This is a genomic window from Streptomyces sp. NPDC005706 (assembly GCF_040631045.1).
In the GTDB taxonomy this organism is placed as follows: domain Bacteria; phylum Actinomycetota; class Actinomycetes; order Streptomycetales; family Streptomycetaceae; genus Streptomyces.
In genome coordinates, this window is the sequence record NZ_JBEXYS010000052.1 from 1 (window position 1) to 26035 (window position 26035).

26 protein-coding genes and 2 pseudogenes are annotated in these 26035 nt (G+C 69.5%); 21 read left to right on the forward strand and 7 right to left on the reverse strand.

Annotation, left to right across the window (positions count from 1 at the left end; genetic code table 11):
- Positions 1-25 precede the first annotated feature (25 nt).
- From ABZ478_RS38065 to ABZ478_RS38080, 4 genes and pseudogenes are all read right to left on the reverse strand, one after another.
- Positions 26-916 carry an SRPBCC family protein gene (locus tag ABZ478_RS38065; RefSeq protein WP_359557243.1) on the reverse strand — a complete coding sequence of 297 codons (891 nt, stop codon included), beginning with the start codon at positions 914-916 and terminating at the stop codon, positions 26-28.
- An 862-nt stretch (positions 917-1778) separates the two neighbouring features.
- On the reverse strand, positions 1779-2306 hold the full coding sequence (locus ABZ478_RS38070; protein WP_359557293.1) for a transposase: 528 nt from the start codon (positions 2304-2306) through the stop codon (positions 1779-1781).
- Positions 2303-2632 (reverse strand): annotated as a pseudogene (locus ABZ478_RS38075) (winged helix-turn-helix domain-containing protein); the annotation flags it as partial. The pseudogene ABZ478_RS38075 and the gene ABZ478_RS38070, both read right to left, overlap by 4 nt.
- A gap of 164 nt (positions 2633-2796) precedes the next feature.
- The gene (locus tag ABZ478_RS38080) at positions 2797-4221 is read right to left on the reverse strand and encodes an NAD-dependent succinate-semialdehyde dehydrogenase (RefSeq protein WP_359557244.1); all 1425 of its coding nucleotides are present in this window, start codon (positions 4219-4221) and stop codon (positions 2797-2799) included.
- A gap of 316 nt (positions 4222-4537) precedes the next feature.
- Between ABZ478_RS38080 and ABZ478_RS38085 the strand changes: the two genes are divergently transcribed.
- Positions 4538-4660, forward strand: a complete 123-nt coding sequence (locus ABZ478_RS38085) for a hypothetical protein (protein ID WP_359557247.1) — start codon at positions 4538-4540, stop codon at positions 4658-4660.
- A 58-nt stretch (positions 4661-4718) separates the two neighbouring features.
- Entirely contained in the window at positions 4719-5099 is a 381-nt protein-coding gene (locus ABZ478_RS38090; protein WP_359557249.1) for a DUF2267 domain-containing protein, read from the forward strand.
- A gap of 293 nt (positions 5100-5392) precedes the next feature.
- Here the strand turns inward: ABZ478_RS38090 and ABZ478_RS38095 are convergent, their stop codons facing one another.
- A complete protein-coding gene (locus ABZ478_RS38095) occupies positions 5393-6283 on the reverse strand; it encodes a LysR family transcriptional regulator (RefSeq protein ID WP_359557252.1) in 891 nt (296 codons plus the stop codon).
- A 134-nt stretch (positions 6284-6417) separates the two neighbouring features.
- On the opposite strand from ABZ478_RS38095, the gene ABZ478_RS38100 reads away from it, so the two are divergent.
- The 4 genes from ABZ478_RS38100 to ABZ478_RS38115 all read left to right on the forward strand — a co-directional run bounded on the left by ABZ478_RS38100 (position 6418) and on the right by ABZ478_RS38115 (position 9306).
- Entirely contained in the window at positions 6418-7737 is a 1320-nt protein-coding gene (locus ABZ478_RS38100) for an MFS transporter (RefSeq protein WP_359557296.1), read from the forward strand.
- Positions 7738-7839: 102 nt separating this feature from the next.
- On the forward strand, positions 7840-8685 hold the full coding sequence (locus tag ABZ478_RS38105) for an aldo/keto reductase (protein WP_359557253.1): 846 nt from the start codon (positions 7840-7842) through the stop codon (positions 8683-8685).
- Between the two features lie 126 nt (positions 8686-8811).
- On the forward strand, positions 8812-9060 hold the full coding sequence (locus ABZ478_RS38110) for an NAD(P)H-dependent oxidoreductase (RefSeq protein ID WP_359557256.1): 249 nt from the start codon (positions 8812-8814) through the stop codon (positions 9058-9060).
- Positions 9061-9081: 21 nt separating this feature from the next.
- Positions 9082-9306: a hypothetical protein gene (locus tag ABZ478_RS38115; RefSeq protein ID WP_359557258.1), complete on the forward strand. Its 225-nt coding sequence runs from the start codon at positions 9082-9084 to the stop codon at positions 9304-9306.
- 183 nt (positions 9307-9489) lie between these two features.
- On the opposite strand, the pseudogene ABZ478_RS38120 reads toward ABZ478_RS38115, so the two are convergent.
- Positions 9490-9750 (reverse strand): annotated as a pseudogene (locus ABZ478_RS38120) (glycogen debranching N-terminal domain-containing protein); the annotation flags it as partial.
- Between the two features lie 19 nt (positions 9751-9769).
- The gene (locus ABZ478_RS38125) at positions 9770-10147 is read right to left on the reverse strand and encodes a DUF2267 domain-containing protein (RefSeq protein ID WP_359557260.1); all 378 of its coding nucleotides are present in this window, start codon (positions 10145-10147) and stop codon (positions 9770-9772) included.
- A 643-nt stretch (positions 10148-10790) separates the two neighbouring features.
- Between ABZ478_RS38125 and ABZ478_RS38130 the strand changes: the two genes are divergently transcribed.
- The 15 genes from ABZ478_RS38130 to ABZ478_RS38200 form a co-directional block, all read left to right on the forward strand.
- The gene (locus ABZ478_RS38130; protein WP_359557262.1) at positions 10791-11240 is read left to right on the forward strand and encodes a DUF1931 family protein; all 450 of its coding nucleotides are present in this window, start codon (positions 10791-10793) and stop codon (positions 11238-11240) included.
- Between the two features lie 387 nt (positions 11241-11627).
- Positions 11628-12194, forward strand: a complete 567-nt coding sequence (locus ABZ478_RS38135; RefSeq protein ID WP_359557264.1) for a type 1 glutamine amidotransferase domain-containing protein — start codon at positions 11628-11630, stop codon at positions 12192-12194.
- 361 nt (positions 12195-12555) lie between these two features.
- Entirely contained in the window at positions 12556-13083 is a 528-nt protein-coding gene (locus ABZ478_RS38140) for a general stress protein (protein ID WP_359557266.1), read from the forward strand.
- Positions 13084-13164: 81 nt separating this feature from the next.
- The gene (gene dnaK / locus ABZ478_RS38145; RefSeq protein WP_359557269.1) at positions 13165-15069 is read left to right on the forward strand and encodes a molecular chaperone DnaK; all 1905 of its coding nucleotides are present in this window, start codon (positions 13165-13167) and stop codon (positions 15067-15069) included.
- A 10-nt stretch (positions 15070-15079) separates the two neighbouring features.
- Positions 15080-15664 (forward strand): nucleotide exchange factor GrpE, encoded by a 585-nt coding sequence (locus tag ABZ478_RS38150; protein WP_359557272.1) that lies wholly within the window; start codon positions 15080-15082, stop codon positions 15662-15664.
- A gap of 6 nt (positions 15665-15670) precedes the next feature.
- Positions 15671-16609 carry a J domain-containing protein gene (locus ABZ478_RS38155; protein WP_359557274.1) on the forward strand — a complete coding sequence of 313 codons (939 nt, stop codon included), beginning with the start codon at positions 15671-15673 and terminating at the stop codon, positions 16607-16609.
- A complete protein-coding gene (locus ABZ478_RS38160) occupies positions 16606-16980 on the forward strand; it encodes a chaperone modulator CbpM (RefSeq protein WP_359557276.1) in 375 nt (124 codons plus the stop codon). The genes ABZ478_RS38155 and ABZ478_RS38160 overlap by 4 nt, the downstream gene beginning before the upstream one ends.
- Entirely contained in the window at positions 16971-19610 is a 2640-nt protein-coding gene (gene clpB / locus ABZ478_RS38165) for an ATP-dependent chaperone ClpB (RefSeq protein ID WP_359557278.1), read from the forward strand. Before ABZ478_RS38160 ends, clpB begins: the two co-directional genes overlap by 10 nt.
- The gene (gene trxA / locus ABZ478_RS38170; protein ID WP_359557280.1) at positions 19607-20053 is read left to right on the forward strand and encodes a thioredoxin; all 447 of its coding nucleotides are present in this window, start codon (positions 19607-19609) and stop codon (positions 20051-20053) included. The genes clpB and trxA overlap by 4 nt, the downstream gene beginning before the upstream one ends.
- A gap of 5 nt (positions 20054-20058) precedes the next feature.
- Positions 20059-20322 (forward strand): UBP-type zinc finger domain-containing protein, encoded by a 264-nt coding sequence (locus ABZ478_RS38175; protein ID WP_133046517.1) that lies wholly within the window; start codon positions 20059-20061, stop codon positions 20320-20322.
- Complete coding sequence (locus ABZ478_RS38180; RefSeq protein WP_359557283.1) at positions 20322-22136, forward strand: FAD-dependent oxidoreductase; 1815 nt, start codon at positions 20322-20324, stop codon at positions 22134-22136. Before ABZ478_RS38175 ends, ABZ478_RS38180 begins: the two co-directional genes overlap by 1 nt.
- Positions 22137-22735: 599 nt before the next feature.
- Positions 22736-23128 (forward strand): DUF2267 domain-containing protein, encoded by a 393-nt coding sequence (locus tag ABZ478_RS38185; protein WP_359557284.1) that lies wholly within the window; start codon positions 22736-22738, stop codon positions 23126-23128.
- Positions 23129-23970: 842 nt separating this feature from the next.
- A complete protein-coding gene (locus ABZ478_RS38190; RefSeq protein ID WP_359557286.1) occupies positions 23971-24276 on the forward strand; it encodes a hypothetical protein in 306 nt (101 codons plus the stop codon).
- 94 nt (positions 24277-24370) lie between these two features.
- The gene (locus tag ABZ478_RS38195; RefSeq protein WP_359557288.1) at positions 24371-25003 is read left to right on the forward strand and encodes a DUF6461 domain-containing protein; all 633 of its coding nucleotides are present in this window, start codon (positions 24371-24373) and stop codon (positions 25001-25003) included.
- A gap of 847 nt (positions 25004-25850) precedes the next feature.
- Positions 25851-26035 (forward strand): hypothetical protein (locus ABZ478_RS38200; RefSeq protein ID WP_359557291.1); only part of this gene is annotated, 185 nt, incomplete at its 3' end.

Sequence of the window (26035 nt, forward strand, 5' to 3'; positions counted from 1 at the left end):
TTGCGTCCCGTCCAGCAGTTCGCCTTCATGCCAGGGCCTCCTTCAGTTCGTCCTCGGTCAGCGGTCGGGCCGGGTGCTGCGGGAACTCGCCGCGGGCCTGCTTGCCGCCGGGCGCGCCCTCGGAGCGGACGACCTCGCCGATCTCCACGATCTGCTTGAAGCGGCGCAGGTCGTCATCCAACTGCTGGTGTGGTTCCTCGCCGAAGTAGCGCGCCGCGGCCTTGCCGACCGCCCCGCCGGGTAGGTCGTAGCGCAAGGTCACCCTGATCTCCGTGCCCCGGGCGCCGGGGGCGGGCACGAAGCGGACCTCGCCGGAGTTGTCGATGTCGGCGCCGTCCACCGACCGCCAGGCGATCAGCCGGCCGGGGACGTCCTGCGTGGTCTCGGCGTCCCATTCGACCGCCTTGCCGAACGGCGCGCTGGCCCGCCAGTGACTGGTGCGCGGGCCGGTGACGCGCACCTCGTCCAGGTGCGCCATGAAGTCCGGCAGTCGCTGCAGGTCCTTCCAGAGCGCGTAGACCTCGTCCGGGGATTGGGTGACGGTGGTGGCCGCGGTCAGTTCCATGGGGGTGCTCCTACGGGTGCGGGTCACGGCCGCGTAGACGTCCGTGGCCGTGATGGCGGTGACCGCGGCGGTCGCGGCAACGGTGCGGCCCAGGCCGCGACCGTCGTGGTTCCTCAGGGCCCGGGTCAGCATCGTCAGATCCATGAGGTCGCCGCCGACACGGCCCCAGAGCCAGGCGGGATGCGGCCGCCCCAGCAGCCCGGTCGCCGCCGCCAGCTCGCGCACACCGACGGCGGTCGTGGCGGAGCGCTGCCGGAAGCCGTCGTCCACGCCGAGGGCCCGGGCGAAGCCCGCCGGGGCGACGACCTGAGGCACGCCCAGGAGCGCACTGGCCCAACCGAGGCCACGCACGAGCGGATCGTGTCGTAGGCGGGAGGTGGAACGGGTGTCTGTCTTCATGAGTACTGCCCACGTGCGGTGAGGTGAACGGAAGGCGGGCCACTTGAGCGAGAAGGTCAAGCGCGCGCAGCGGATAACACGGGAGTTTCCGCGTGGCCCGCACCCAATCCTCAGATTGCGTATCGAACCGGCGCGGCAGTCCGGTCGCGGCGCGGACGTGATACAAGCCCTGGGCTTGGCAAACGTCCTCACCGGCGAAAGCCCTGAGCGATCTCCGTCGGCGCGTCCGGATCCGCGAGGAGAGCCCACGACCGTAACGCACTGCGATGGCACCCGCATGACCGGGCCGAACCCTTCTCGTCGGCGGCCTCGGGCGATCACCAGTGCCCACCAGCATGCCCCGAGACAGCGCCGGCGCCACGCGAGACGCTGGCCCCGCCGACACGTGCAGGCGGTAGGGCCAGATCTCCTCGTCCTCCCAGTACAGGGGTGGGCCGCTCCGACCACAGGGCCACGATTGCGTGCGCCATCGGGAGCAACGGCTCAGTCCGCGCCCACTGCGCGCCACTCAACGGCGCACCCGGACCGACGATCCGTCAAAAGAAGGGCTTGGCCGGGCGGAATGGCACGCGCCAACCGGCTCTGACTCCTGTTCACTGGCCTCGCCGGCTCGCTCGCAGTGTGGTTTCGCCCTCCCCCTGGCCTTCGACAGCTCCGTGAACCGCCGGTGGGTGGCGGCACCCGAAGGCTTGAACGAGGCCATTGCTGCCACGTGCAGCCAGACGTCGCCACGAACAGGATCGCATCCAACACGCAGGCTTGAGGGAGCCGATCTCAGCAACGTGGACCTACTGACCTTCAATGTGTGATGTCGTCATGGTGGGGTGGGTACGAGTCCGGTGCCGGTGAGGCAGCCGTCGAGGACGTCGTGGCGGTACTGGAGCTGGCGTAACCCCCGCCGGACGGCGGTGATCAGGTCGTGTGGGTCGGCGAACGCGCGGTTGGCGGTGGTGGTGCGCCGCAGTACCGACCAGATGCCCTCGACCGGGTTGAGGTCCGGCGCGTAGGGCGGGAGTTGGTAGACGGTCAGCCAGTCCCGTTCGGCGATGTAGCGGCGCATGCCGGCCGTCAGGTGGGTGTTCAAGTTGTCCCAGACCAGCACGATCGGGCCGCCGAGCTGCTGGTGCGCGATTTGGATCAGGTCGCGGTAGTCCTTCCAGGAGAAGCTCTTGCGCCCGTCGGGTCGGGCGTCCGGGCACGGCCGGTAGATCAGCCGCGAGCGTTCGCCGGTTTTGTAGCAGGCCAGGGCGGCGACGGATAACCGGCGGCGGGAGCGGCCCCGCACGCGCACGATCGGAGTACGGCCGCGGCGGGACCAGGTCCGGGTGGTCGGCGGCGTCATCGAGAAGCCGGCCTCGTCCTCGAAGACGAGCCAGGCGTCGAGCGCCGCCACGGTCCTTCCACGTGGGACCAGGTCTCCTTCACCCAGCCGGCCACCGCCGCCTCGTCGCGCTCCACCGCCCGGCGGGCCGGCACCTGGCAGCTCCAGCCATGCCGCTTGAGCAGCGCGGCTACACCTTGGACGGTGTAGGTCTTGTGGAATCGGCGCCCGATGAGCGTCTTGATCCGTGACAGGGTCCAGGTCTGGTCCGGCCAGCCGTGTGCCACCGGCCCCTTGGCCAGCTCCTGCTCCAGCACGGCGAACAGCTCGTCAGTGAGCAGCGGCAATACCGGGTTTCTGCCGGTGCGCACGGAGAGCCCCGAGCACTCCCCAGGGTGACGAACCGAGTGGCTGCACGCCTGCGTCTGGCGAGTCAGGAATCCAGGTCCGGTCGCCCCACGAGTACATGAGAAACAATCCTATGGAAAAGCGCGGTCGACCGGCTCGTAGGTCAGCCCAGCACTTCTTGGATCGGGGCGTCGGCGTCCACGTATCGCACGAGCTTGCGATTCGCAAATTCCACGATGCCCACGTCGCCGAGTTCGCGCCCGTAGCCAGAGCGCTTGATGCCGCCGAAGGGCAGCTCCGGTCGGGACGCGGTCGGGTGGTTGATCCACACCATGCCCGCCTCCAGCCGGTCCGCGACCCCACGAGCACGTTCGGGGTCGGCGGCGAAGACCGCGCCTCCCAGGCCGTAGGGGGAGGTGTTGGCCAGTGCCACGGCCTCGTCCTCGTCGGCGACCCGGTAAACCGTGGCGACGGGGCCGAAGAGCTCTTCCCGGTAGGCCCGCATGTCCGGTGTGACGTCGGTGAGAAGGGTCGGCTCGAAAAAGGCGCCCGGCAGGTCGGGCCGCCCGCCGCCCAGCACCACCGTGGCTCCCTTGTCCACCGCGTCACGGACCTGCTCCATCAGGAGTTCGGCCGCGGCCTCGGAGGACAGCGGGCCGAGCGTGGTGGCGGGGTCGACCGGATCTCCCGGTTGCACCTCGCTCATCCGGTCACGCAGCCCGGTGAGGAAGGCGTCGTAGACGTCGGCGAGGACGATGAAGCGCTTGGCCGCCACGCAGCACTGCCCGGTGTTGCCCATCCGGCCGAGGAACGCGGCGTACACGGTGCGCTCGATGTTGTGACCATCCAACACGACGAAGGGATCACTGCCACCCAGTTCGAGGACGGACTTTTTGACATTGCGGCCGGCGATCTCGCCCAAACTCACGCCCGCCCGCTCGCTTCCGGTCAGTGACGCTCCCTGCACACGAGAGTCATCGATGATTGTCCCGACGTCTCTGCCCCGTACGAAAAGATTGGCGTAGACCCCGGTCGGCACACCCGCATCCGTGAACAGCTGCTCGAGTGCCAGTGCGGACTGGGGACAGCTACTCGCGTGCTTGAGGAGGATCGTGTTGCCGAGGACGAGGTTCGGACCCGCGAATCGGACCACCTGGTACAGCGGAAAGTTCCACGGCATCACACCGAGAAGGACACCGAGCGGCTCGTTCACCAGCACGGCCGTGCCCCCGGGCACCGGCAGGAGTCGCTCCTCCAGCAACTCGGGACCGTGGTCGCCGTAGTAGGTGAGGATGTCGGACGCGAGGTCGACCTCAGCACGGCTCGAGTTGATCAGCTTGCCGACCTCGAGGGTCAGGAGGTGGGCCAGTTCCTCCTTGCGCTCCCTCATGAGCCGACCGGCGCGTTGCACGAGCGCCCCCCGGTCGGCCGTCGACCGGGCACGCCAGGTCGGAAAGCTGCAGTGCGCCCTGTCGATCGCACGTTCTACGTCCTCCGCGCTCAGCGCCGGGAACTCACGAACTCTTTCACCGGTGTACGGGTTGACCGTGGCGATGGGGCTTCCCTGGGCAATGGCATGGGCGTCCATGACGCCTCCCTGGGAGTCGGGACGCCCCGGGTTTCCACGCCCGGACCCGTTCACACCTGCTGATTCGTCCTATGCCACGGCAAGTTGTGGCACCCGGGTCCTCCATGCGAACGCTTGAGCGCCCTGGCAGTGGCACTGATCGGCCTCACCGAGGGCGGCAACCTCATCTGGTCCCTCATCGCCATCATGGCGGGCACCGTGATCGAAACCTTCTCCATGGCCCAGCACTCGGCCCAGGCCCGCAGCTGGGGCTGCCCCACGGTCGCGGCCCAGGTTCGGCTACGTCGGCGCTCTCATGGCGTGGCTCTTTGCCTGCGTGCAATACGACGAGCTCAACCTGGCCGGCGAGGCCCTGCACGCCTCGGAGCGCGGAGGCGTCAAGGTGTGGGTGGTCGTGCTCACCGCCGTCCGTGCGCGGGCGCGGGCCGGGTCGGCGTGACAGGCTTGCAGGGGGTCCGCGCCGTTCGTCGCAACACAGCAGCGAAGGAGGACGACGCATGGATGAGCAGGAATTCGCACGTACCGTCGCCGAGCGCACCGGACTGAGCCGACAGGAGGCGGCCGACCTGACCTGGGCCACGCTCGAGACGCTGGCCCACAGGCTGAGCCCCGGGGAGGCCAGGGACCTGATCACCGAGCTCCCCGAGGGCCTCGCGGACGCGGTGCGCCGGGGAACCACGGACCGCATCGAGCGCTTCGGCCACCAGGAGAGCGTGCAGCGCGTGGCCGAACGCATCGGGCTCAAGGATGAGGAAGCCGACAGGGGTGTGCGGACCGTACTGGCCGTGCTCCGGGAGGCGATCAGCGAGAAGGAGTTCAACGACCTGATGTCGCAGCTCGGAACGGACTTCTCCCAGGCCCTCGAATCGGCCGGGTGACTCCGGGGCCTTCGGTACGGCGCCAGCAGCCCGGACGTTGCCTGTGCGCCGGTGCGTGGTGGGTGACACCTGCGGACCGCCGGTTCCTTGCGGCCGCCACGTCGCGAGGCGCACACGAAGGTGTGGTCATCTGGGCCTTCGGCACCCAGCCTCCAGCCTCAAATGGGACGAAAATTTCCGACGGCGCCTATGGACGACGGCAGCGTGAGTCTCCGCGGATGCTGCGGCAGATGTCGCGGCCGGAGCGAGGCGGACGCACGGGGCCGGACACCATCGCCCTGTGACGCCCGGACTCACAGGGCGATGACGTGGAGGTCCACCAGGTCGAGCAGCGCCCCCAGGGCCGAGGTGGGCCGCCGGGTCGACGACGTGCCGAGATGCATGCTCCAGCGGAGCAAGGTGTCGTGGACGTCCAGAACGTGCAGGCCGGGGGTGCGGGCAACGGCGAACTCGGGCAGGAAGGCGATGCCCAGACCGTGCCGGACCAGTGCCGCCCCCATGTCGATGTCGGGCACTTCCAGTGCCACCCGGCGCACGACGCCCGCCGTCGCGAACGCCCGGTCGACCACCTCTCGGTTGCCGTAGCCCGGCGGGAAGTCCACGAAGGGCTCCCCCGCGAGGTCCGCAAGTGCCACCTTTTCCCGCTGCGCGAGCGGATGGCCGGCGCTGACCACCAGGACGAGCGGCACAGTGGTCAGCTCCCGTGCGTCGATCCCGGCGGGCTTGCGTTCGGGCAGCGACAGGAAGGCCACGTCCAGGTCCCCGCTGAGCAGCGCGTGCGCCAGTCCCGCCGAGCCGGTCGTCGCCAGCCGCAGCCGGACGTCGATCGCCGGATGCCGCGCGTGCAGCTGCCCCAGGAGCGCGGGCAGGTCCACCACCTCGACCGAGGCCATGGCGCCCACGTTCACCGTCCCGCGCAGCGTGTCCTGTGCGGCGCGCACGGCGTCCTGGGCCGCCTGGGCGGCGTGCAGGGTGGCCCGGGCCTCCGGCAGCAGCGCCGCGCCCGCCCCGGTGAGCCGGACCTGCTGCGACGTGCGCTCGAACAGCGCGCAGCCGAGCTGGCGCTCCAGGGAGCGGATCGCTGCGGACACCCCCGACTGCACCACGTGCAGCCGACGGGCGGCACGCGTGAAACTCAGCTCCTCGGCGACCGCGATGAAGTGCTCCAGCTGACGTAGCTCCACATCAGAAGTATCACTCGCATTGCTGGAGCCGAGCAAAAACATTCGTTGGCGATGATTCTGGCTGGTGAGGAGGATGGAGAACGCCATCCGCTTCCGCCCGAGGAGGGGTACTCCTGCCTGCCGTACCGACACCGCTGAGCCGTCGCACAGCCGACGCTCCCGACAACCCGACCCACCGAATCCCGGCGCCCGCTCCCGACGACCTGCCGCCCCGCGTCCCCGCCCGGCGCCGTGTCACGCACACCACCGGTTTTTGGTTCGTGGCGGTGGCCTTCACCGTGCTGATGGCCTTCGGCACCGCGCCGACCCCGCTGTGGCCGCTGTACGAGGCCCGGGACCACTTCGGCGCGACAACGGTCACGGTGGCGTACGCCTCGATGGTCGTGGGTGCCGCGGCCGCCTTCCTCGGGCTGGGACACCTGTCGGACCGGCTCGGCCGGCGGCGCATCATCGTCCCGGCGCTGCTGGTCGGCATCGTCGCGTCGGTCGTACTGATCGTGTGGCGGGACCTGCCGGGGCTGATCGCGGGCAGGATCCTGAACGGTGTCGGACTGGGGCTGATGGCCTCGACCGCGACGACGTACCTGCACGACCTCCACCACGAGGTCCGTCCGGAACGGACGGGTTCGGTGCTGCCCGGCACCGTGGCCACCGCCGCCAACCTCGGCGGCCTGGCCTCAGGGCCCCTGGTCGCCGGAGCCGCCGCCGAGTGGCTTCCCACGCCCCTGATCACGGCCCAGGCGATCTTCACGCTCGCCATGGCAGTGTGCCTGGCGCTGGTGCTGTGCACCCCGGAGACCGTGGACCTGGAGTTGCCCGCGGCTCAACCGCCCAGCAGGTTCGTCCTGCGTCCAGGCGGCCGGCGGGCGTTCGGCGCGGCCGGCGCGCTGGGCGCCTTCGCCTTCGCGATCCTCGGCCTGATCTCCTCCCTCGGGGCGAGCGTGCTCCACGGCACCCTGCACACCGACTCGCACCTCATGGTCGGCCTCGCGGCCTTCCTCATGTTCGGTTCCGCGGCGGCCGCCCAGCTGGTGCTGGGCCGCCTCCCACTGCCCCGGCTCCTGACCGTGGGGGCAGTGGTCTTTCCGGTCGGCCTGGTCCTGTGCGCCGTCGCCCTCTACCACCCGGCGCTCTGGCTCTACCTGGTCGCCGTGTCCCTGTCGGGAGCCGGCTCCGGGCTGCTGTTCAAGGGAGGCGTCGAACGTGCCGGTTCAGTGGCCGAGCCCGCCTCACGCGCGGGGGTCCTCGCCGTGTTCTTCGTCGTCGCGTATCTGGGAATGGGCCTGCCCTCCGTCCTGTTCAGCATCGCCCTGCGGCACTTCGCCGTGCAGACCGCGATGATCGGCTTCGCGGCGGTCCTCTCCTGCGGCGCCGTTGTGTCGGTGGCCGTCGCGTTGCGGGATCGCGCACCCGGTCCCGGCACACTCTCGACGCAGTCTGCTCGCCCCTCCTGACCTCCCTGCGGCGCATCCGACACCGGTTGTCTGGGAGGCGCGGAGCGGGGCACCCGGTGCGGGTGCGCTTGACGCGGATCCGCGGCGGACGGGAGGCCCGAGATGTCTGCGGAATCGGCCAGAACGATCGCGCTCCCCTCCGGCGAGGAGATCGCGGCGCTCGGGCAGGGCACCTGGTACCTGGGCGAGGACCCGGCCCGGCGTGAACAGGAGATCGCTGCGCTGAGGCTGGGCGTGGACCTGGGCATGACCGTCGTCGACACGGCGGAGATGTACGGCGACGGCGCAGCCGAGGAGCTCGTAGGGGAGGCCCTCCGGGGACGCCGGGAGGAGGTCTTCCTCGTCAGCAAGGTGCTGCCCCGCCATGCCGACCGGAAGGGCACCGTCGCCGCCTGCGAGGGCAGCCTGCGGCGGCTCCGTACGGAACGGTTGGACCTCTACCTGCTGCACTGGCGGGGACGGTGGCCGCTCGGGGAGACCCTTGCGGGATTCACCGACCTGATGGAGGCGGAGAAGATCCGTTACTGGGGCGTGAGTAATCTCGACGTCGCCGACATGGTCGAGCTCACGGCCCTCCCCGGCGGCGACGTCGTGGCCGTCGACCAGGTGTTGTACAACCTCTCCCGGCGCGGCATCGAGTGGGATCTTCTCCCCTGGTGCCGTGAGGCCGGGGTGACGGTCATGTCCTACTCCCCGATCGAGCAGGGGCGGCTGCTGAACGTCGAGGCTTTGGGTGCCGTGGCCCGTGCGCTCGGAGCAACGCCGGCCCAGGTGGCACTCGCCTGGGTGATGGAACAGGGGGTGGCCGCGATCCCGCGTTCCGGATCACCCGACCACGTGCGGGAGAACCGCGGCGCGCTGGACCTCCACCTGCCCACCGAGGCGCTCGACGCCCTCGACGAGGCGTTTCCGCCACCCCGCGGGCCCACGCCCCTGGAGATCCTCTGAAGGAGTTGACAGGATGGCGCGCCCACTCGTCGTCGGGATGGGAGGTTCGCTGCGCACTCCGTCGACCAGCCTCACCGCACTGTGTGTGGCGGTCGAGGGGGCGGCCGATGCGGGCGCCGCACCCTGGTGATCGATCTCAAGCGGCTGAATCTCCCGTTCTACACGTCCGAGCACGGGATTCCCGCGTCCGCCCGCCGGCATGCGGACACCGTTCAGGCCGCCGACGCCCTGCTGTGGAGCAGCCCGGCATACCACGGGTCGGTCAGCGGCGCGTTCAAGAACGCGGTGGACTGGCTCGCCCTCCTGGCCGACCACGACCCGCCCTACATCAGCAACAAACCCGTGGGGATGCTGACGACCGCCGGTGGAGTGTAGGGCCTGCAGGCGATCAATGCGATGGAGTTCATCGTGCGGTCGTTGCGCGGCTGGGCCGTGCCGCTGGTGTTCGCGGTCCCGCGGTCCTCCCGCGTCTTCGAGGGCGACGGACGCCTCACCGACCAGGCGGTCGCGGACCAATTGCGTGGCCTCGGCGCGGAGGTGACCAGGGCGGCCCTGCAGTTCCGGGCGGAGGGCACATGCCACTACGCGCAGGAGCGGCCGTCCGGGGCCGTCCGGGACTGAGCCCGGCCCTGTCGCGCAGGGGGCGCCGGGGCCGTGCTGCCTCAGGGCCCGGTCCGCTCCACGGGCCGCCGGTGCTCGCCGCGCGCCCCGGTGCGCCCGGGTGGGAAGTGCGGCAGCACGTGTTCGGCCAGTTCGACCTCGCGCGTCCCCTCGCCGACGTGGCGCCGACGTTCCGACAGGAGTTCGCTCTGCGCACCGTGTGTCGGGACGACGGAGACGAGCGTGGTGCTGTAGGCGTCCCTGGGGAAGCACGGTGAGGTGGTGCGGCCGGTGGCCGTCCACCCGGATCTGCCAGTCGGAGATGACCCGCACGTCGCGGAAGAACAGCCCCTGCGGCACCTCGGCCTCCATGGCGCCCGAGGTGCCCGAGACGCAGAACGTCCGCCCCTCGACCAGTGTGTCGGTGGCCGCCGTGAGTACGGCCGGTTCCGTGTCATCGATGATGGCGCCGACCTGGCTCCGTCTAGCCCGGGGCGCCGACGAGGGCCTCGAAGTCCCGGGGCAGCTGGGATATCACATGGCGGAACTCGCCATCACTGACCGCGTCCCTCAGGGTGCTCAGCTCCGCCCGTACGCCCTCGCGGGCCTCGTCCGGGCTCACCCCCGCTCGCCTGCTCACTCGATTGATGAACTCGTCGAGTCCGAAGGGCTCGGCCTCCGGAGTGGGAGAGACCAGCGGCTCCTTCAGCGGCTTGGGCAGTTCGGACGCGAGGTCCTCCGCCTCACCCCTGGTGAGCCGCTCGGCCAGTGTTTCCAGGGTGGCACGGGTGAGGGGCTCCGCCTTCTCCGGGGGGACAGGGGCGCGCCGGGTGATGGTGTCGAGGAAGGTGTTGTAGTCCATGGGCCGTTCCCTTTCTGAAACTTTGCGACTGCCTGGCGCGCGACCTGAGACAGCCACCGAAGGGTGCTTCGTGCGTGCGGGGGTGGCGGCCCGATGCGCGTCATGCCGCAGGCGCCTCAGCAGAGGCCATTTCCATGCTCCGGATATGGGCCCCACCCTGCCTGCTCCCGGCGGGCGGAAAAGCGGCGGGCTCCATAGACCTCCGAGCACAAGTGCAGGCGGCCTCCGCCACGGCAAAGGGGACACCGGCGCCGGTCTGCCGGATGTGCGTCGGGGCGCCGTGCCCGTGGCGCGCGGTCGGCTTTCCCGCCGTCGCGTTCCCGGCCGGCCCGTTCGGCGTCGAGAGCGTTCGACGGCGGCGAGCTGTCGGGCCATCAGCCACACTGCCAGGTGGATTCAGAGGCTCTCGTTCGAGGCGCTGCAACCACACGCAGCTTCCTGCGGAGGGACGGCCGTACGGCTGGCCGGGGGATGCCTGCGCATTTCAGGCTGCTCTGCCAGGGTAGGAGCGGGTGTTCTTTTTCGGCCTGGGGTGCGGAGGCGCTGAGCAGGCGGGCTCTGCGAATCTCGACCGGTAACAGCCGATGGCGGCGCTGGCTGGAGCGAACGACGCCGTCCGGTTCCCGGTAAGGAGGCGAGAGGCATGACCGTGATGGCTGTGTCGAAGTTCGAGAGGTTCTTCCGCGCCGCCGCAGGCCTCGACGTGGACAAGAACGACCTCAGGCGGTACGGCGACTTCGTCGACGCCAAGCTCTACGACCTCCTGGTCGTCGGCCAGGCCTCGGCCAAGGCCAACGGCCGGGACACCGTCGAACCGTGGGACCTACCGATCACCAAGGGCCTCCAGGAAAGCATCCACCGGTTCCGGCGGCTCGACAAGGAGGTCGATCTGAAGCCGAACCTGGAACAGCTCGCCGCGCACCCTCCGCTTGACAGGACACCCACCCAGGAGACCGAAGAGCGCTACCCCGAGATCATCGGCGGTCTCAGCGTCGCCCTCGCCGAGACCTTCAAAATCCTGTACCCGGAGGTCAAGAACCCGCAGACCAGCCACTGGGACGGCGTGATCGCGGTCTTCGACCGGCTGTTGTAGCAGTCGCGCCCGGTGCATTTCACCGATCTGAACCGACATGTCGAGGTCCTCGACCCGCGCGTCGCAAAAGCGCACGGATGTCCTGGGGAAGATCACCACAACGAAAATCTGCGGCTCAGATCCGCACATGTACGAAGGCCGTACCGACTCCGAAGACGGGCGGGTGCTTGGGCCGGAAAGGTCAAGCTGTCCTGGGTTCCACGAACTCCTACTGAACAAGGCAGCAGACGGATACCAGCACGTCGACGCCCGCGGCGACGGCTGGGCTCGGACCAAAGTCGTCCTCCGTACGGTGTTTGGCGGTCCGGAAAGGGATCCGGACGGGCCCGGCCGGGTGTCCCTGCCGCTCGCGTCGTACGACCAGCGACTCGTGAAGGGAGCCGTACCGTGACACAGGAACTGCAGGGGATGCGGGTGGCGATTCTGGCCACCGACGGCGTCGAGCGCGTGGAACTCGACCAGCCGCGCGGTGCGCTGCAGGGCGCAGGGGCGAAGACCGAGATCGTCTCGCTCCATCCCGGCGAGATCCAGGCCCGCCAGTTCGACCTCAACGCGGCAGGAACCTTCCCCGTGGACCGCCTGGTCGCCGACGCCTCCGTCGACGACTACCACGCGCTGCTCCTGCCCGGCGGCACCATGAACCCCGACCAGCTGCGCATGGACCGCGACGCGGTGCAGTTCGTCAAGGACTTCATGACCAGCGGGAAACCGGTCGCATCGATTTGCCACGGCCCGTGGACGCTGGCGGAAGCCGACGCCGTGCGCGGCCGCCGCCTGACGTCCTGGCCAAGCATCCGCACCGATCTGCGCAACGCCGGCGCGGAGGTCGTCGCCGACCAGGAGGTGGTCGTCGACGGGCAACTGGTCACCAGCCGCGGCCCGTCCGACCTGCCTGCCTTCTGCGGCGCCGTCGTGGAGCAGTTCGCCCGGGCGCACCATCCCATGCCCGGCTGAACCAACGGCCAGGTCGCCGCGGAGAGAGCAGGCGGTGCACGGTGGCCGTGGGCTCGCTCTCCACCCCACGGGCTGGTCATCCGTGGCGGTCACCTCCGTACGGCCCCCGGTCCGTAGCGTCGCGCGGCCGCGTCGAACGTCGCCACGCCCTTGGACAGGGTCGCCGCGGTGCGCCGTACCAGCCTCGCCAGGCGCAGATGGCCCCGGGAGGACAGCTGGCACGGCCGCTCTCCTGTCCTCGCAGACCGACCGGCGGTGCCACTTTTCGACCCGCTGGGCGCAGGCGGGGTGACCGGGCGAACAGCCACTCTGGGGCCTGTCGGGACCGCTCGGCGGTCCGCCGTCCCCGGAAGGAGTGGCCATGACCGAGCAGGCCCGCTGGGCCGTTGCCTCGTACTCGACATACCAGGAAGCCGAACGTGCCGTCGACCACCTCGCCGACCAGGGCTTTCCCGTTCAGAAGGTGGCGATCATCGGCCGGGACATGCGCCTTGTCGAACAGGTGATCGGTCGAATGGGGTACGGCGGGGCCGCCCTCCACGGCGCAGCCACCGGAGCGCTGCCCGGCGTGCTCGTCGGCTGGATCTTCGGGCTGCTGAACTGGCTGAATCCGGTCGTCTCCGGTCTGCTGCTCGCCCTGTACGGGCTGATCTTCGGAGCGGTCGTCGGTGCGCTGCTTGGCGTGCTGTTGCACGCGGCCCAGGGCGGCCGCCGGAACTTCGCCTCGGTCCGCTCGATGGAGCCCAGCCGGTACGACGTCGTGGTGGACGAGGACGTCGCCGATGAGGCCGTCCGGCTGGTCGCCGGGCTGGACAGCGGGGCCGGCGCGAACACGGAGAGCGCCTCCTCCAGGGGCGGCCGCCCGCGCAGCGGCCCCGCCCCCAGCTGAACGAGTTTCGAAGCCGGGCGGACAGGGCCCGGAGGATGAACGGTCGCCGACGGACGTCGACCGCCGCGGAAGGAGTTCCTCATGGCCAAGGCAGTGGGCATCGACCTGGGCACCACCAACTCGGTGATCGCCGTGTGGGAGGGCGGCGAGCCGTCCGTCGTGCCCAACAGCGAGGGCAACCGCACGACCCCGTCCGTGGTGGCCTTCACCGACACCGGGGAACGCCTGGTGGGCCAGCTGGCCCGGCGCCAGGCGATCCTCAACCCCAAGGGCACCATCTACTCGGCCAAACGGTTCATCGGCCGGCACTTCGACGAGATCCCGGACGAGGCCAAGGCCGTCGCCTACGACGTCGTCCCGGGAGACAACGGCGAGGCCCGCTTCAAGGTGCGTGACAAGCTGTACGCGCCTGAGGAGATCAGCGCCCTGGTGCTGCGCAAACTCGCCGACGACGCCTCCAAACAGCTGGGGGAGCGGGTCACGGAGGCGGTCATCACGGTTCCCGCCTACTTCAACGACGCCCAGCGCACCGCGACCCGTGATGCCGGACGGATCGCGGGACTGGAGGTGCTGCGGATCATCAACGAGCCGACGGCGGCCGCCCTCGCGTACGGCATGGACAAGAAGGAGCACGAGACCGTCCTCGTCTTCGACCTGGGCGGCGGCACCTTCGACGTGAGCATCCTCGATGTCGGCGATGGCGTGGTCGAGGTGCGTTCCACGGCGGGTGACAGCCATCTGGGCGGCGACGACTTCGACCGGCGTCTGGTGGACTATCTCGCGGACGACTTCCAGAAGGAGAACGGCATCGACCTGCGCAAGGACCCGCAGGCGCTGCAACGACTGTTCGAGGCGGCGGAGAAGGCCAAGACCGAGCTCAGCTCCGTCACCCAGACCCAGGTCAGCCTGCCGTTCATCACCGCCGACGCCTCCGGGCCCAAGCATCTCACCGACTCGATCATGCGGTCCACGTTCGAGCAGATCACCGGCGACCTGGTGGAGCGCTGCCTCGGTCCGGTCCAGCAGGCCATGGCCGACGCCAAGGTCGGCGAGGGTGACATCGACGAGGTCATCCTCGTCGGCGGTTCCACTCGCATCCCCGCCGTCCAGGCACTGGTGCGCCGGCTGACCGGCGGCAAGGAACCCAACATGAGCGTGAACCCCGACGAGGTCGTGGCCCTGGGCGCCGCGATCCAGGCCGGGGTGCTCAAGGGCGAGGTCAAGGACGTCCTGCTGCTCGACGTCACCCCCCTGTCGCTGGGCGTGGAGACGCGCGGCGGAGTGATGACGAAGATCATCGAGCGGAACACCACCATCCCGGTGCGCCGCAGCGAGACCTTCTCCACCGCCGAGGACAACCAGCCGGCCGTCGACATCGTCGTCCTCCAGGGCGAGCGCGAGCGGGCCGCCGACAACCGGGTCCTCGGCCGGTTCCAGCTCACCGACATCCGGCCGGCGCCGCGGGGCGAACCGCAGATCGAGGTCACCTTCGACATCGACGCCAACGGCATCCTCAACGTCAGCGCGCGCGACAAGGACACCGGCAAGGAACAGGGCATCACCATCAGCGAGAGCTCCAACCTGGACCGGAGCGAGGTCGAACGCATGGTCCAGGAGGCCGAAAGCAACCGGGGCCAGGACCAGGCACTCCGCGAGGCCGTCGACGCCCGCAACGAACTCGACGCGATCGCCTACCAGGTCGAAAAGCGTCTGAACGAACTGGCCGACGCCGCGCCCGCGCATGAAAAGGCGCGAGCCGAGATGCTGGTGGCAGAGGCCCGCGACGCGGTCAAGAACGAGGCCGGAGTGGACAAGGTCAGGCCGCTGATCTCCGAACTCCAGCAGATCTACGCCGGGCTCGCCGCCCACCAGGCCGAAGCCGCGGCGACGAGTGGTCCGTCGGACACCACCGGGCCGGACTCCTCCGGGCAGGGCGGTGCCGGCGCCGACGAAGACGTGATCGACGCCGAGTTCGACAAGGGCTGAGGTACCCGCCATGCCGATCCCTCCCCAGGACCGATCGTCCGACCTACCGCCTGAAGGCGCCGCACAACCGCCGCAGGGCCACCTGCCCGAGCCCGCGCCGCCGACCACGGAGGCCGAACCGGGGCCCGACGCGGCCACCGGTCCGGCCGGCGTCGAGGACGAGTACGCGGCCGCGCTGAAAGAGGTCGAGGACCGCTGGCGGCGTGCTCTCGCCGATCTGGACAACCTGCGCAAGCGGCACGCCCGGGACCTGGACCGGGAGCGCGCGGTCGAACGCGCCCGCACGGCCGCGGCCTTCCTTCCCGTCATCGACAACCTCGAACTGGCCCTGAACCACGCGGGCTCCGACCCCGGGGCGATCGTCGAGGGGGTTCGCGCCGTGCGCGACCAGGCCGTGTCCATCCTTGAACGCCTTGGTTACGAGCGTCACGCCGAGACCGGCGTCCCGTTCGACCCCTCCCGGCACGAGGTCGTCGGCGTGGTCCAGGACCCCGACGCCGAACCGAACACCGTGGCGCAGGTGCTGCGCCCCGGCTACGGCGAGGCCGAGCGGCAGCTCAGGCCGGCCGCCGTGACCGTCGCCAAGCGGGAGTGAGCGGCCATGGCACGCGACTTCTACGAGGTTCTCGGTGTCCCGCGAGACGCCGACAAGGACGAGATCCAGCAGGCGTATCGCAAGCTGGCCCGCAGGTACCACCCAGACGTCAACAAGGACCCCGCGGCGGAGGAGCGGTTCAAGGAGATCAATGAGGCCTTCAGTGTCCTGTCCGACCCCGACCAGCGGGCCCGTTACGACCGCTTCGGCGAGGACTTCCGGAAGGTCCCCGAGGACTGGGAGGAGCGGGTCGGTGCCGGCGCGGGACCCGGCGGCGGCTTCCGCTGGTCCACCGGGGGCGGACCCCGGGTCCGGTATGCCACCAGCGGCTTCGGCGCGGAGGGCGTCGACGTCGACGACCTGTTCGGCTCGTTCTTCGGGGGCGCCGGACGGGTGCGTGTCCCCGGAGCCGACCAGGAGGCCGAACTGCCGCTCACCGTCGAGGAGGCCTACCGGGGAGGCCGTCGCACCGTCACGCTCGCCGATCCCACAGGGCAGCCGCGGCGGTACGAGGTCGACGTGCCACCAGGCGTCACCGACGGGCAGCGCATCCGGCTGGCGGGCGAGGGCGGCCGGGGCAACGGTGACGCCCCAGCGGGGGACCTGTACCTGCGGGTGCGGATCCAGCCGCACCCCCAGTTCCGCCTCGACGGCCGGGACGTGTATGTGCAGCTTCCGGTCACCCCCTGGGAGGCCGCGCTGGGTGCGACGGTTCCGGTGCCCACGCCGAGCGGGGAGACGGCGAAGGTGAACGTGCCCGCAGGCTCGTCCAGTGGCCGGCGGCTGCGGCTGCGCGGTGAGGGCATGCCGAACCCGCGCGGCACGAGCGGCAACCTCTACGCCGAGCTCCGGATCATGGTGCCGCCCACGCTCAGCGACCGGGAGCGCGCACTCTTCGAGGAGCTCGCCGCCGTCTCCTCGTTCGAACCCAGGAGGACACGATGAGTGACCCACGCGCCGAGGCGCGCCAGGCGTCTCGGCTGACGGCTCCCGCGCCGGCACGCGTCCGGTACGCGATCGTGCCGGTGCCCAGGCTCTCTCTGCAGACCGTGGCCCGCCGCTCCGGGGTCCATCCCGACCTCATACGCCGGTTCGTCGCTCTGGGCCTGGTCGAGGCCGAGCGCGACGCCTCCGGAGGGCTGGTGTTCGAACCCACGGCACCGGCCGCCCTCGCCCGCGTCCAGCGGCTGCGCACCGGGCTGTGCCTCAACTACGCATCCATCGGCCTGGTGCTCGACCTGCTGGACCGCATCAGCATGCTCGAAGCCGCCCTGCGCCGCGCTGGTACGAGGAGTGAAACACCCCCATGGACATGAACCGTCTCACCCAGAAGTCCCAGGAAGCCCTCCAGGAGGCCCAGAGCGCGGCCGTCGGCATGGGGCAGACCGAGGTCGACGGGGAACACCTGCTGCTCGCGCTTCTCGATCACGAGGACGGTCTGATCCCACGGTTGCTGCAACAGGCCGGCACCGAGCCGAAGGAGCTGCGCGCGGCGGTGCGCGAGGAACTCTCCCGCCGCCCGAGGGTCACCGGTCCCGGCGCGGCACCCGGCCAGGTCTTCGTCACTCAGCGCCTGTCCCGCCTGCTCGATGCCGCCGAGCGGGAGGCCAAACGCCTCAAGGACGAGTACGTGTCCGTGGAGCACCTCCTGCTCGCCCTGGCCGAGGAGGGCTCGGCGACCGCCGCCGGACGCCTGCTCAAGGAGCACGGCGTGACCCGGGATTCGTTCCTGAGCGCGCTCACCCAGGTCCGCGGCAACCAGCGCGTCACCTCCGCCAACCCCGAAGTGGCCTATGAGGCTCTGGAGAAGTACGGCCGCGACCTGGTCCTCGAGGCTCGGTCCGGGCGGCTGGACCCGGTCATCGGCCGTGATGCGGAGATCCGCCGCGTCACCCAGATCCTCAGCCGCAAGACCAAGAACAACCCCGTCCTCATCGGCGACCCCGGCGTCGGCAAGACCGCCATCGTCGAGGGCCTGGCCCAGCGCATCGTTCGCGGCGACGTCCCCGAGGGCCTGCGCGACAAGACGGTGTTCGCTCTCGACATGGGCTCCCTGGTCGCCGGCGCCAAGTACCGCGGCGAGTTCGAGGAACGCCTCAAGGCCGTGCTGTCCGAGGTGAAGGCCGCCCAGGGACGCATCCTGCTCTTCGTCGACGAACTCCACACCGTCGTCGGTGCGGGCGCCGCCGAAGGGGCCATGGACGCGGGCAACATGCTCAAGCCGATGCTCGCCCGCGGCGAACTCCACATGATCGGCGCCACCACCCTCGACGAGTACCGCAAGCACATCGAGAAGGACGCCGCCCTCGAGCGCCGCTTCCAGCAGGTGCTGGTCGACGAGCCGAGCGTGGAGGACACCATCTCCATCCTGCGCGGACTGCGCGAACGCCTCGAGGTCTTCCACGGCGTGAAGATCCAGGACACCGCGCTGGTCTCCGCGGCCACCCTCAGCCACCGCTACATCACCGACCGATTCCTGCCCGACAAGGCCATCGACCTCGTCGACGAGGCGTGCGCCCGGCTGCGTACCGAGATCGACTCGATGCCCGCCGAACTCGACGAGATCACCCGCCGCGTCACCCGCCTGGAGATCGAGGAGGCGGCCCTGTCCAAGGAGACCGACGCCGCCAGCAAAACGCGCCTGGAGGAACTGCGCAAGGAACTGGCCGACCTGCGCGGCGAGGCCGACGCCAAACGCGCCCAGTGGGAGGCCGAACGGCAAGCCATCCGCCGCGTGCAGGAACTACGCCAGGAACTGGAGCAGGTCCGCCACGAGGCGGAGGAGGCCGAACGCGCCTACGACCTCAACCGCGCGGCCGAACTCCGCTACGGCCGCCTCCAGGACCTGGAGCGCCGGCTGAAGGCCGAGGAGGAGCAACTGGCCGCCAAACAAGGGCAGAACCGGCTGCTGCGCGAGGTCGTCACCGAGGAGGAGATCGCCGAGATCGTCGCAGCCTGGACCGGCATCCCCGTCGCCCGCCTCCAGGAGGGCGAACGCGAGAAACTGCTGCGCCTCGACGAGATCCTGCGCGAGCGCGTCATCGGCCAGGACGAGGCCGTCAAACTCGTCGCCGACGCCATCATCCGCGCCCGCTCCGGCATCCGCGACCCGCGCCGCCCCATCGGCTCGTTCATCTTCCTCGGCCCCACCGGCGTCGGGAAGACCGAGCTGGCCAAGACCCTCGCGGCGGCCCTGTTCGACTCCGAGGAGAACATGGTCCGCCTCGACATGAGTGAGTACCAGGAGCGGCACACCGTCAGCCGGCTCATGGGCGCACCACCCGGATACGTCGGCTACGAGGAAGGCGGCCAGCTCACCGAGGCCGTACGCCGCAAGCCGTACTCGGTCGTGCTGTTCGACGAGATCGAGAAGGCGCACACCGATGTCTTCAACACCCTGCTGCAGGTCCTCGACGACGGCCGCATCACCGACTCCCAGGGCCGCACCGTCGACTTCCGCAACACCGTGATCATCATGACGTCCAACATCGGCTCCGAGCACCTCCTCGACGGCGCCACCGCCGAGGGCGAGATCAAGCCGGACGCGCGCGCCCTGGTGATGGGCGAGCTGCGCGGTCACTTCCGCCCGGAGTTCCTCAACCGCGTCGACGACATCGTGCTGTTCAAGCCGCTCGGCGAGCGGCAGATCGAGCGGATCGTGGAGCTGCAGTTCGAGGAGCTGCGCCGCCGGCTCGCCGAACGCCGCATCACCGTCGAACTCACCGACGCGGCCAGGGAGGTGATCGCCCACCAGGGCTACGACCCGGTGTACGGGGCCCGGCCGCTGCGCCGCTACATCTCCCACGAGGTCGAGACGATGGTCGGGCGCGCCCTTCTGCGCGGCGACGTCCAGGACGGTGCGACGGTCCGCGTCGACGCCGAACACGGAGAGCTGGTGGTCACCTACGACCAGCCCGAGGACGTGAAGGGAGCGCGGGCGGCATGAGCACGATGCAGGCGACGACCGTCAGTTGTCCCAACTGCGGGCGCACCAACCGGGTGCCCGTGGCCGCGGAGGGCCGCCCCAAGTGCGGCCACTGCAAGCAGCCCCTGCCGTGGATGGTGGACGCGGGCGACGACGACTTCACCGAGGTCGCCGAGCGGGCCGACGTCCCCGTCGTGGTCGACCTGTGGGCCACCTGGTGCGGCCCCTGCCGCATGGTCAGCCCCGCACTGGAGAAGGTCGCCACCGATCTCGCAGGCCGAATCAAACTCGTCAAGGTCGACGTCGACAAGAACCCGCGGCTGTCGCAGCGTTTCGAGGTCCAGGCCGTACCGACACTGCTGATCCTCAACCGGGGCGAGACGGTCGCCCGGCAGGCGGGAGCGGCGCCCGCCCCCGCTCTGCGCCGGTGGGTGGAACAGTCGATCACCGCCCGGAAAGGGTGATCCGGATGACCCTGCACGCAGACCCCCACCTCGCGCTTGTCCGGCCGGTCCAGCCGCTGACCCCAGAAGGGTGTCAGGAGTGTCTGATGCTCGGCTCCCCGTGGGTCCACCTGAGGCTCTGCCTGACCTGCGGGCACGTCGGCTGCTGCGACTCGTCGCCGAACAAGCACGCGCGCAAGCACGCAGCTGCCGTCGCCCATCCGATCGTGCAGTCGTTCCAGCCCGGCGAGGAATGGCGCTGGTGCTACGTTCACGAGGCGTTCGTCTGATGTCCGGCGACCAGTCGCTGCCGGGCGAAGAACCGGTGCCGGAGAAAACGGACGAGGCCGCCTTCTGGGAGACCCCGGACATCTACGGCGCGTACCCGCGCCTCACGGAGGACCAGATAGCACGTCTGGCGGAGCACGGGCAACGGCGGACCATGGCTCCGAACGACGTGCTGATCCGGGAGGGGGAGCGCTGCGAGACGTTCTTCGTCGTCCTCAGCGGTACCGTCGCCGTCGTCGAGGACTACGGCACTCCCGAGGAGCACGTGCTGCGCGTGCACGGCCCCGGTCGCTTCATCGGCGAACTCGGTCTGCTGCACGGACAGGTGGCCTTCTACACCGCTGTCGTGAGGGAGCCGGGCGAGGTCCTCGTCGTCTCCTTGGACCAGTTGCGCCACCTGGTGTCCCAGGACTCCAGCATCGGGGACGTCGTGCTGCGCGCCTGTCTGGGCCGTCGCGCGCTGCTCGTCGGACAGGGCGCCGGCTTCCGCATCGTCGGCTCGCGCTACTCGCCCGACACCAGACGGCTGCGCGAGTTCGCCGTCCGCAACCGGCTGCCGCACCGGTGGATCGACCTGGAGACCGACGAGGAGGCCGAGGAGCTGCTGCGCCGCTTCGGCGTCGGCCCGGAGGAGACACCGCTCGTCATCTGGCGGGACACCACCCTGTTGCGCAACCCCAGCAACGCGGAACTGGCCCGGCTCATCGGCCTGTCGTCAATACCCGCCGGAAACCGTCACGGCGACGTCCTCATCGTAGGCTCCGGACCCGCCGGCCTCGCTGCCGCGGTATACGCCGCCTCCGAGGGCCTGAGTACCACGGTGGTGGAGGCGATGGCCACCGGCGGCCAGGCCGGCACGTCGTCCCGCATCGAGAATCTGCTCGGCTTCCCATCCGGCATCTCCGGCGCAGAACTCACCGAACGCGCAGTGCTCCAGGCCGACAAGTTCGGCGCCAGGATCAGCCTTCCGCTGGAGGCGACCGGCCTCCATGCCAAGGACGAGGACCACTACGTGGTCGCGTTCGCCGACGGCAGTGAGATTGCCGCCCGCGCCGTCATCCTGGCCATGGGTGCCCGCTACCGCCGGCTTCAGGTGCCCGGCATCGAACGCCTGGAGGGAACGAGCGTGCACTACTCGGCGACCGTCTACGAGGCCCAGCAGTGCCGCACCGACCCGGTGGCCGTCGTCGGCGGAGGCAACTCGGCGGGCCAGGCGGTGCTGTTCCTCGCCGGGTACGCGCCGAAGGTGCACCTGCTGGTCCGAGGAGCCAGCCTTGAGGCCAACATGTCCCGCTACCTGGTCGACCAGGTCGAGCGCCATCCGCGGGTGGAGGTCATGCTGCACACCGAGGTCACCGAGGTCATCGGCCGGGAAGTGCTGGAGGAGCTCGACGTGGTCGACAACCGCACGGGCGGGCACCGCCGGCTCGCGGTACGGAGCCTGTTCGTCTTCACTGGCGCCGACCCTCACACCGAGTGGCTCGCCGGCATCATCGCCCTCGACTCCCGCGGCTTCGTCCTCACCGGGCCGGAAGCCCAGGAAGCCTGTGTCTACCCCGAGGTGTGGCACGGCCGCGGACGCTCGTGCATGACCCTGGAGGCCAGCCTGCCCGGGGTCTTCGCGGTAGGGGACGTCCGTAGCGGCTCGGTGAAGCGGGTGGCCTCCGCCGCCGGTGAGGGCGCGATGGCCATTCACTTCGTGCACCGGCACCTTGGGCACTCGGCTGTCCCCGGCACCACGGGCACGTCAGCTGTCGCGGGCCGCTCGGACGTCTCCCCACGCATACGTCACAAGGAGTCCGCATGGCTCGCATGACGAATGGCGGACGATGAGATCTCGAGAAGGAAGAAGGAGGCGATGGCGATGGCGATGCCCGTCCGGCCGCCACCGCGGTGGCGGCCTGCAGGAAAGGCCCGTCTGGGCACCCACCCCTCTCAATCCCCTGGTCGAGTTCGACGAACTGCTCAACCAGATGAGCGGCCTGCTGGAGTCGACGGTGGGGGCGGCGCCCGCGGTCGCGTGGACGCCTCTCGCGGACGTGTCGGAGTCCGAGGACGCGTTCCACATAGAGATCGAACTCCCCGGTGTGAAGGGCAGGGACATTGACGTAGAGGCCAACGGTCCAAGGCTGACGTCGCAAAGCCGCGACACGTCGAGATCAGCGAGACGAGTGGAAGCGCCGAGAGCAGCGGCTGAGACGCGAGCGCCGCGGTTCCGGCACACCTACAACCACCACCGCTGCCACACCGCACTCGGCGGTCGGGGCTCCGGGCGCTTGCGCCGTGCCCTGAGTGAGTCTCGGGCCAAGGGCCTTGCAAACGGCAGCTACGCGCCGGCGGACGGACCCGGCCGGCCCGGCGGCGCACCGGGCGACCTCCTTGACCAGCGGTGACCAAGGCAGAAGGAAGTCAGCGATGAAATACGACGGATTCCTCGCCCGTGTGCGCGAGCGAGGCGAATACAACGACCAGGACGAAGCCGCGGACGTCACCAACGCCGTGCTGGAAGTGCTGGCCCAACGGATCAGCCCGGGAGAGGTCAAGGACCTCGCATCCCAGCTGCCCGGCCCGCTGGGACAAGTCCTGGACCACGCCGCGCCGCAGCAGGCGCGAAGCTTCGGGATCGAAGAGTTCTACTGCCGGGTCGCCGAGCGCACCCATGCCCGACCTCGTACGGCGCAGTGGGACGCCAGCGCGGTCCTGACCACCGTCGCCGATGCTGTCACCGGCGGAGAGCTGAATCAGATCATCAGCCAGCTCCCCTCCAGTTACGCGGTCCTGTTCGGCAAGGCCGACCTCGCGGACTGAGCCTGTGAGGCGCGGTGATTGCTGAGCGTGATGATCGTCTGACAGTTCTATGGGATGGATTTTCGTGATTCTGCTGCCGAAATGGGAGGGGTTCGAAACGCTCTGTCCGGAACTTCCGGAACGACGGCCGTGGATGACGTGCATGGAGGGGATCGCTCGCATTCTGTCGGTTCCCCTTTTTGTGACAGCAGCGCCTGGGAAGGTAGTGGTGGCTGGCGAGGCGACGTCACATGGCGCCCCGGGATCGCATCTGGATCTCTTCGCCACTCCGGTGAAGAAGTAGCCGCCGTCGCGGAGGTTGTGGGCGAGCCCTACGAGGTGACGGGCGACGTTGAGTATCCGTGGCGGTTTCCAGCGGTGCTCAACTTGCACGCCACGCGGGCTTTGTACCAGTCCCCGGTCCCGTTCTCGGCGCTGGCCAACCAACACCCGCAAGGGGTTCCCCACCGACAAAAGCCAGGGATTCATCGGCAACCCCGTCTACGCGCGCTGCGACATGGTGTACTCCCCGGCAGGCTGCGTGCTGCGCGACTACATGCCCGGCTACGTGTTCAACACCGCCAAGACACCTGCGGCGGCCGCACACGCGTGGCTGATCCAGAGCAAGATCCGCAAGGGCGCGCCGCTGAACTACCTCCCGGACCGCAGGGGAGACGCCGGCGCGCACGGCGAGCGCAACGCCTACGGCCGTGACCCGGACGCCAACCGGAAGGTGATCTGCCCGGACGGCTGGGCGGCCGCCAAGGGACACCCCCGACACCACGCCGGTCACCGACATCAGCGCAACAGACAAGGCCAGCTGCGACGAGTTCACCTTCGCCGCCAGCTACAACAGCGGCGGCATGCCCAAGGACATGGAGGGCACCAACCCCGTCGCCTCCGGCGACCAGTGCGTGCAGTCCTACGCCACGAAGCTGACCGACGGCACCTGGAAGCTGTACGACGACGAGCGCAAGGCAGGTCCCACCTGGAAGGAAGGCTGCGGTCGGTCGGCCATGTCCGGGTGGATCAACTCCACCTCCATGAGCCGCTTCCCCAACTTCGCCAAGCAGTACCGCCTGCTCGACCAGGACCTGTACTTCGTCAGGACACCCGGGTTCGATAAGTGCGACGCGAGCAAGGCAGTCGTCAAGTGCGACATCCGATAACCCGGTAACAAGACAAGCCCCGCTGACCAAGAGCGGGCATCTGCGGGGGCCGGCGCTGCGCGCCGTCCCCCGCTTCCCTCACAGGAGGCACGAAATGCACGACGGAATCACCTGGATCGCCCGCAGCGACATCTCCTGGCTCGGGTACTGCATCACGCTGGCGCGGGGCGTGGAACCCGAAGAACTCGTCAGCCGCCTTGCGGGAGAGACAGCCCCCACGTTCCTGGGACAGCGCACTGCCGCAGAGCTCGAGAGGTATCTCAACCAGCGCGGGCAGGAATGGGGCAGCGGCGAGACCATCGCGGTGCGGTACGGCGACGTCGCAGATCTGGCGTTCGCCGTAGCGGACGGCCAGTGGCCGGGAGAAATGGAGCTGGGCGTTCCCGACGGTCTGTCCCATGACGGTGCCCACGTCTTCCGTCTGTACTACGAGAAGGAGAACCCCAAGCTTCCTCCGCCAGCGTTCAGCTACTTCCACGACGGGTCCTATCTGTGCGGGTTCGACATGTTTATGCACACCTGGTCCTCGGAGATCACCGGCTCCCAGCCTGATCTGGTCCGCGAGGCCGTTCTGAGTGCAGGCATCCCGGGCGAAGCCAATCGAGACATGGCACATACCCGGTCCCTGGCGATCGTGGAGAAGCAGTTCCAGCTCACCCTTCCGCGTGAAGAAGTGCTGCATGGGACGCTGTCCGCCGCTTTGATCAAGGGGCAGACTGCTGCCTAGATGATCGGTCAGCACGCTGGGGCAGCGAACGGAGCGCGGCAGCCGCCGCAGAGTTTGTGGCGCCGCTGTCGCCGCCATCGCCGGGTGCGGATGGTTGTCACTCACTTTCGGGTGTCGGCTGGGTGGCGTGGTGGGGCTGCGGAGCAGCGTTCGCGGTGGTGGTACGGCCTGACGGAGTATTAAACGGTGGATTCCGGGAGTTGATGGAGGATGAAGGTAAGAGTCACGGAATTATGGGTGATGTGTAACAGCGCTCGTGTACTGAGCGTGCTTGGCGTGTCGGTGGGGAGGGTGTGGTGTGCGGCCAGACGGCCGTCACCGCCTTCGCGTAAGCCCTGTTCACGGCCTGTGGCCGCGGGAGGATTGCGCCCACGCCCTGCAGGGAGAGCCCGTGTGTGTTTCCGCTTTCGTGCCCGGTGCCGGCAAAACGCTGGGGCGTGTCCTGGCCAGCACGAGGCGATGCGTCGGCGCTGTGAACCCTCGGGCACAGCGCTTGGCCGACGAACGCTGGCCACCGGGACGCGGCGTCGGTGACTGACGAGGTGAAGGGCCCGCAATGCGGACGCCTTCGAAAGCGCCTGCGTCGTCCCCTCCTTGCAACGGCTGGATCCTTTGTCATCGATCACCTCTTTAGCCGTCGCTGGTCGTCAGACGCCTATCGCCTAAATGGCGATCGTTGCGAGGACTGGGCGGATATGGACTGTCCTTGGTGCCGATCCCTGTCACGGGGCCCATGGACGGCGGCCGCGCAAGAAGGTCAGCACGGGTAGCGAACCAAGCGCACAGCACATTCGGCCCCAGGGGCGCGAGGCGCGCGAACGAAACATAGGCAGAACGGAGCGAGATCATGCAGACCATCACCGCATCAACCGATCGAGCACGGGACGACGCACCGGGGGAGGACTTCCTGTTGGCGCCACCGAGGTCCGCGGGCCGTATTGCCTGCCGAGTCGATCCTCGCGACCTGCGGCGCCTGAACCTGTACGCAGTGCTGACAACCGCTGGGATCGCTCCTTGGCCCGGCGACCGGGA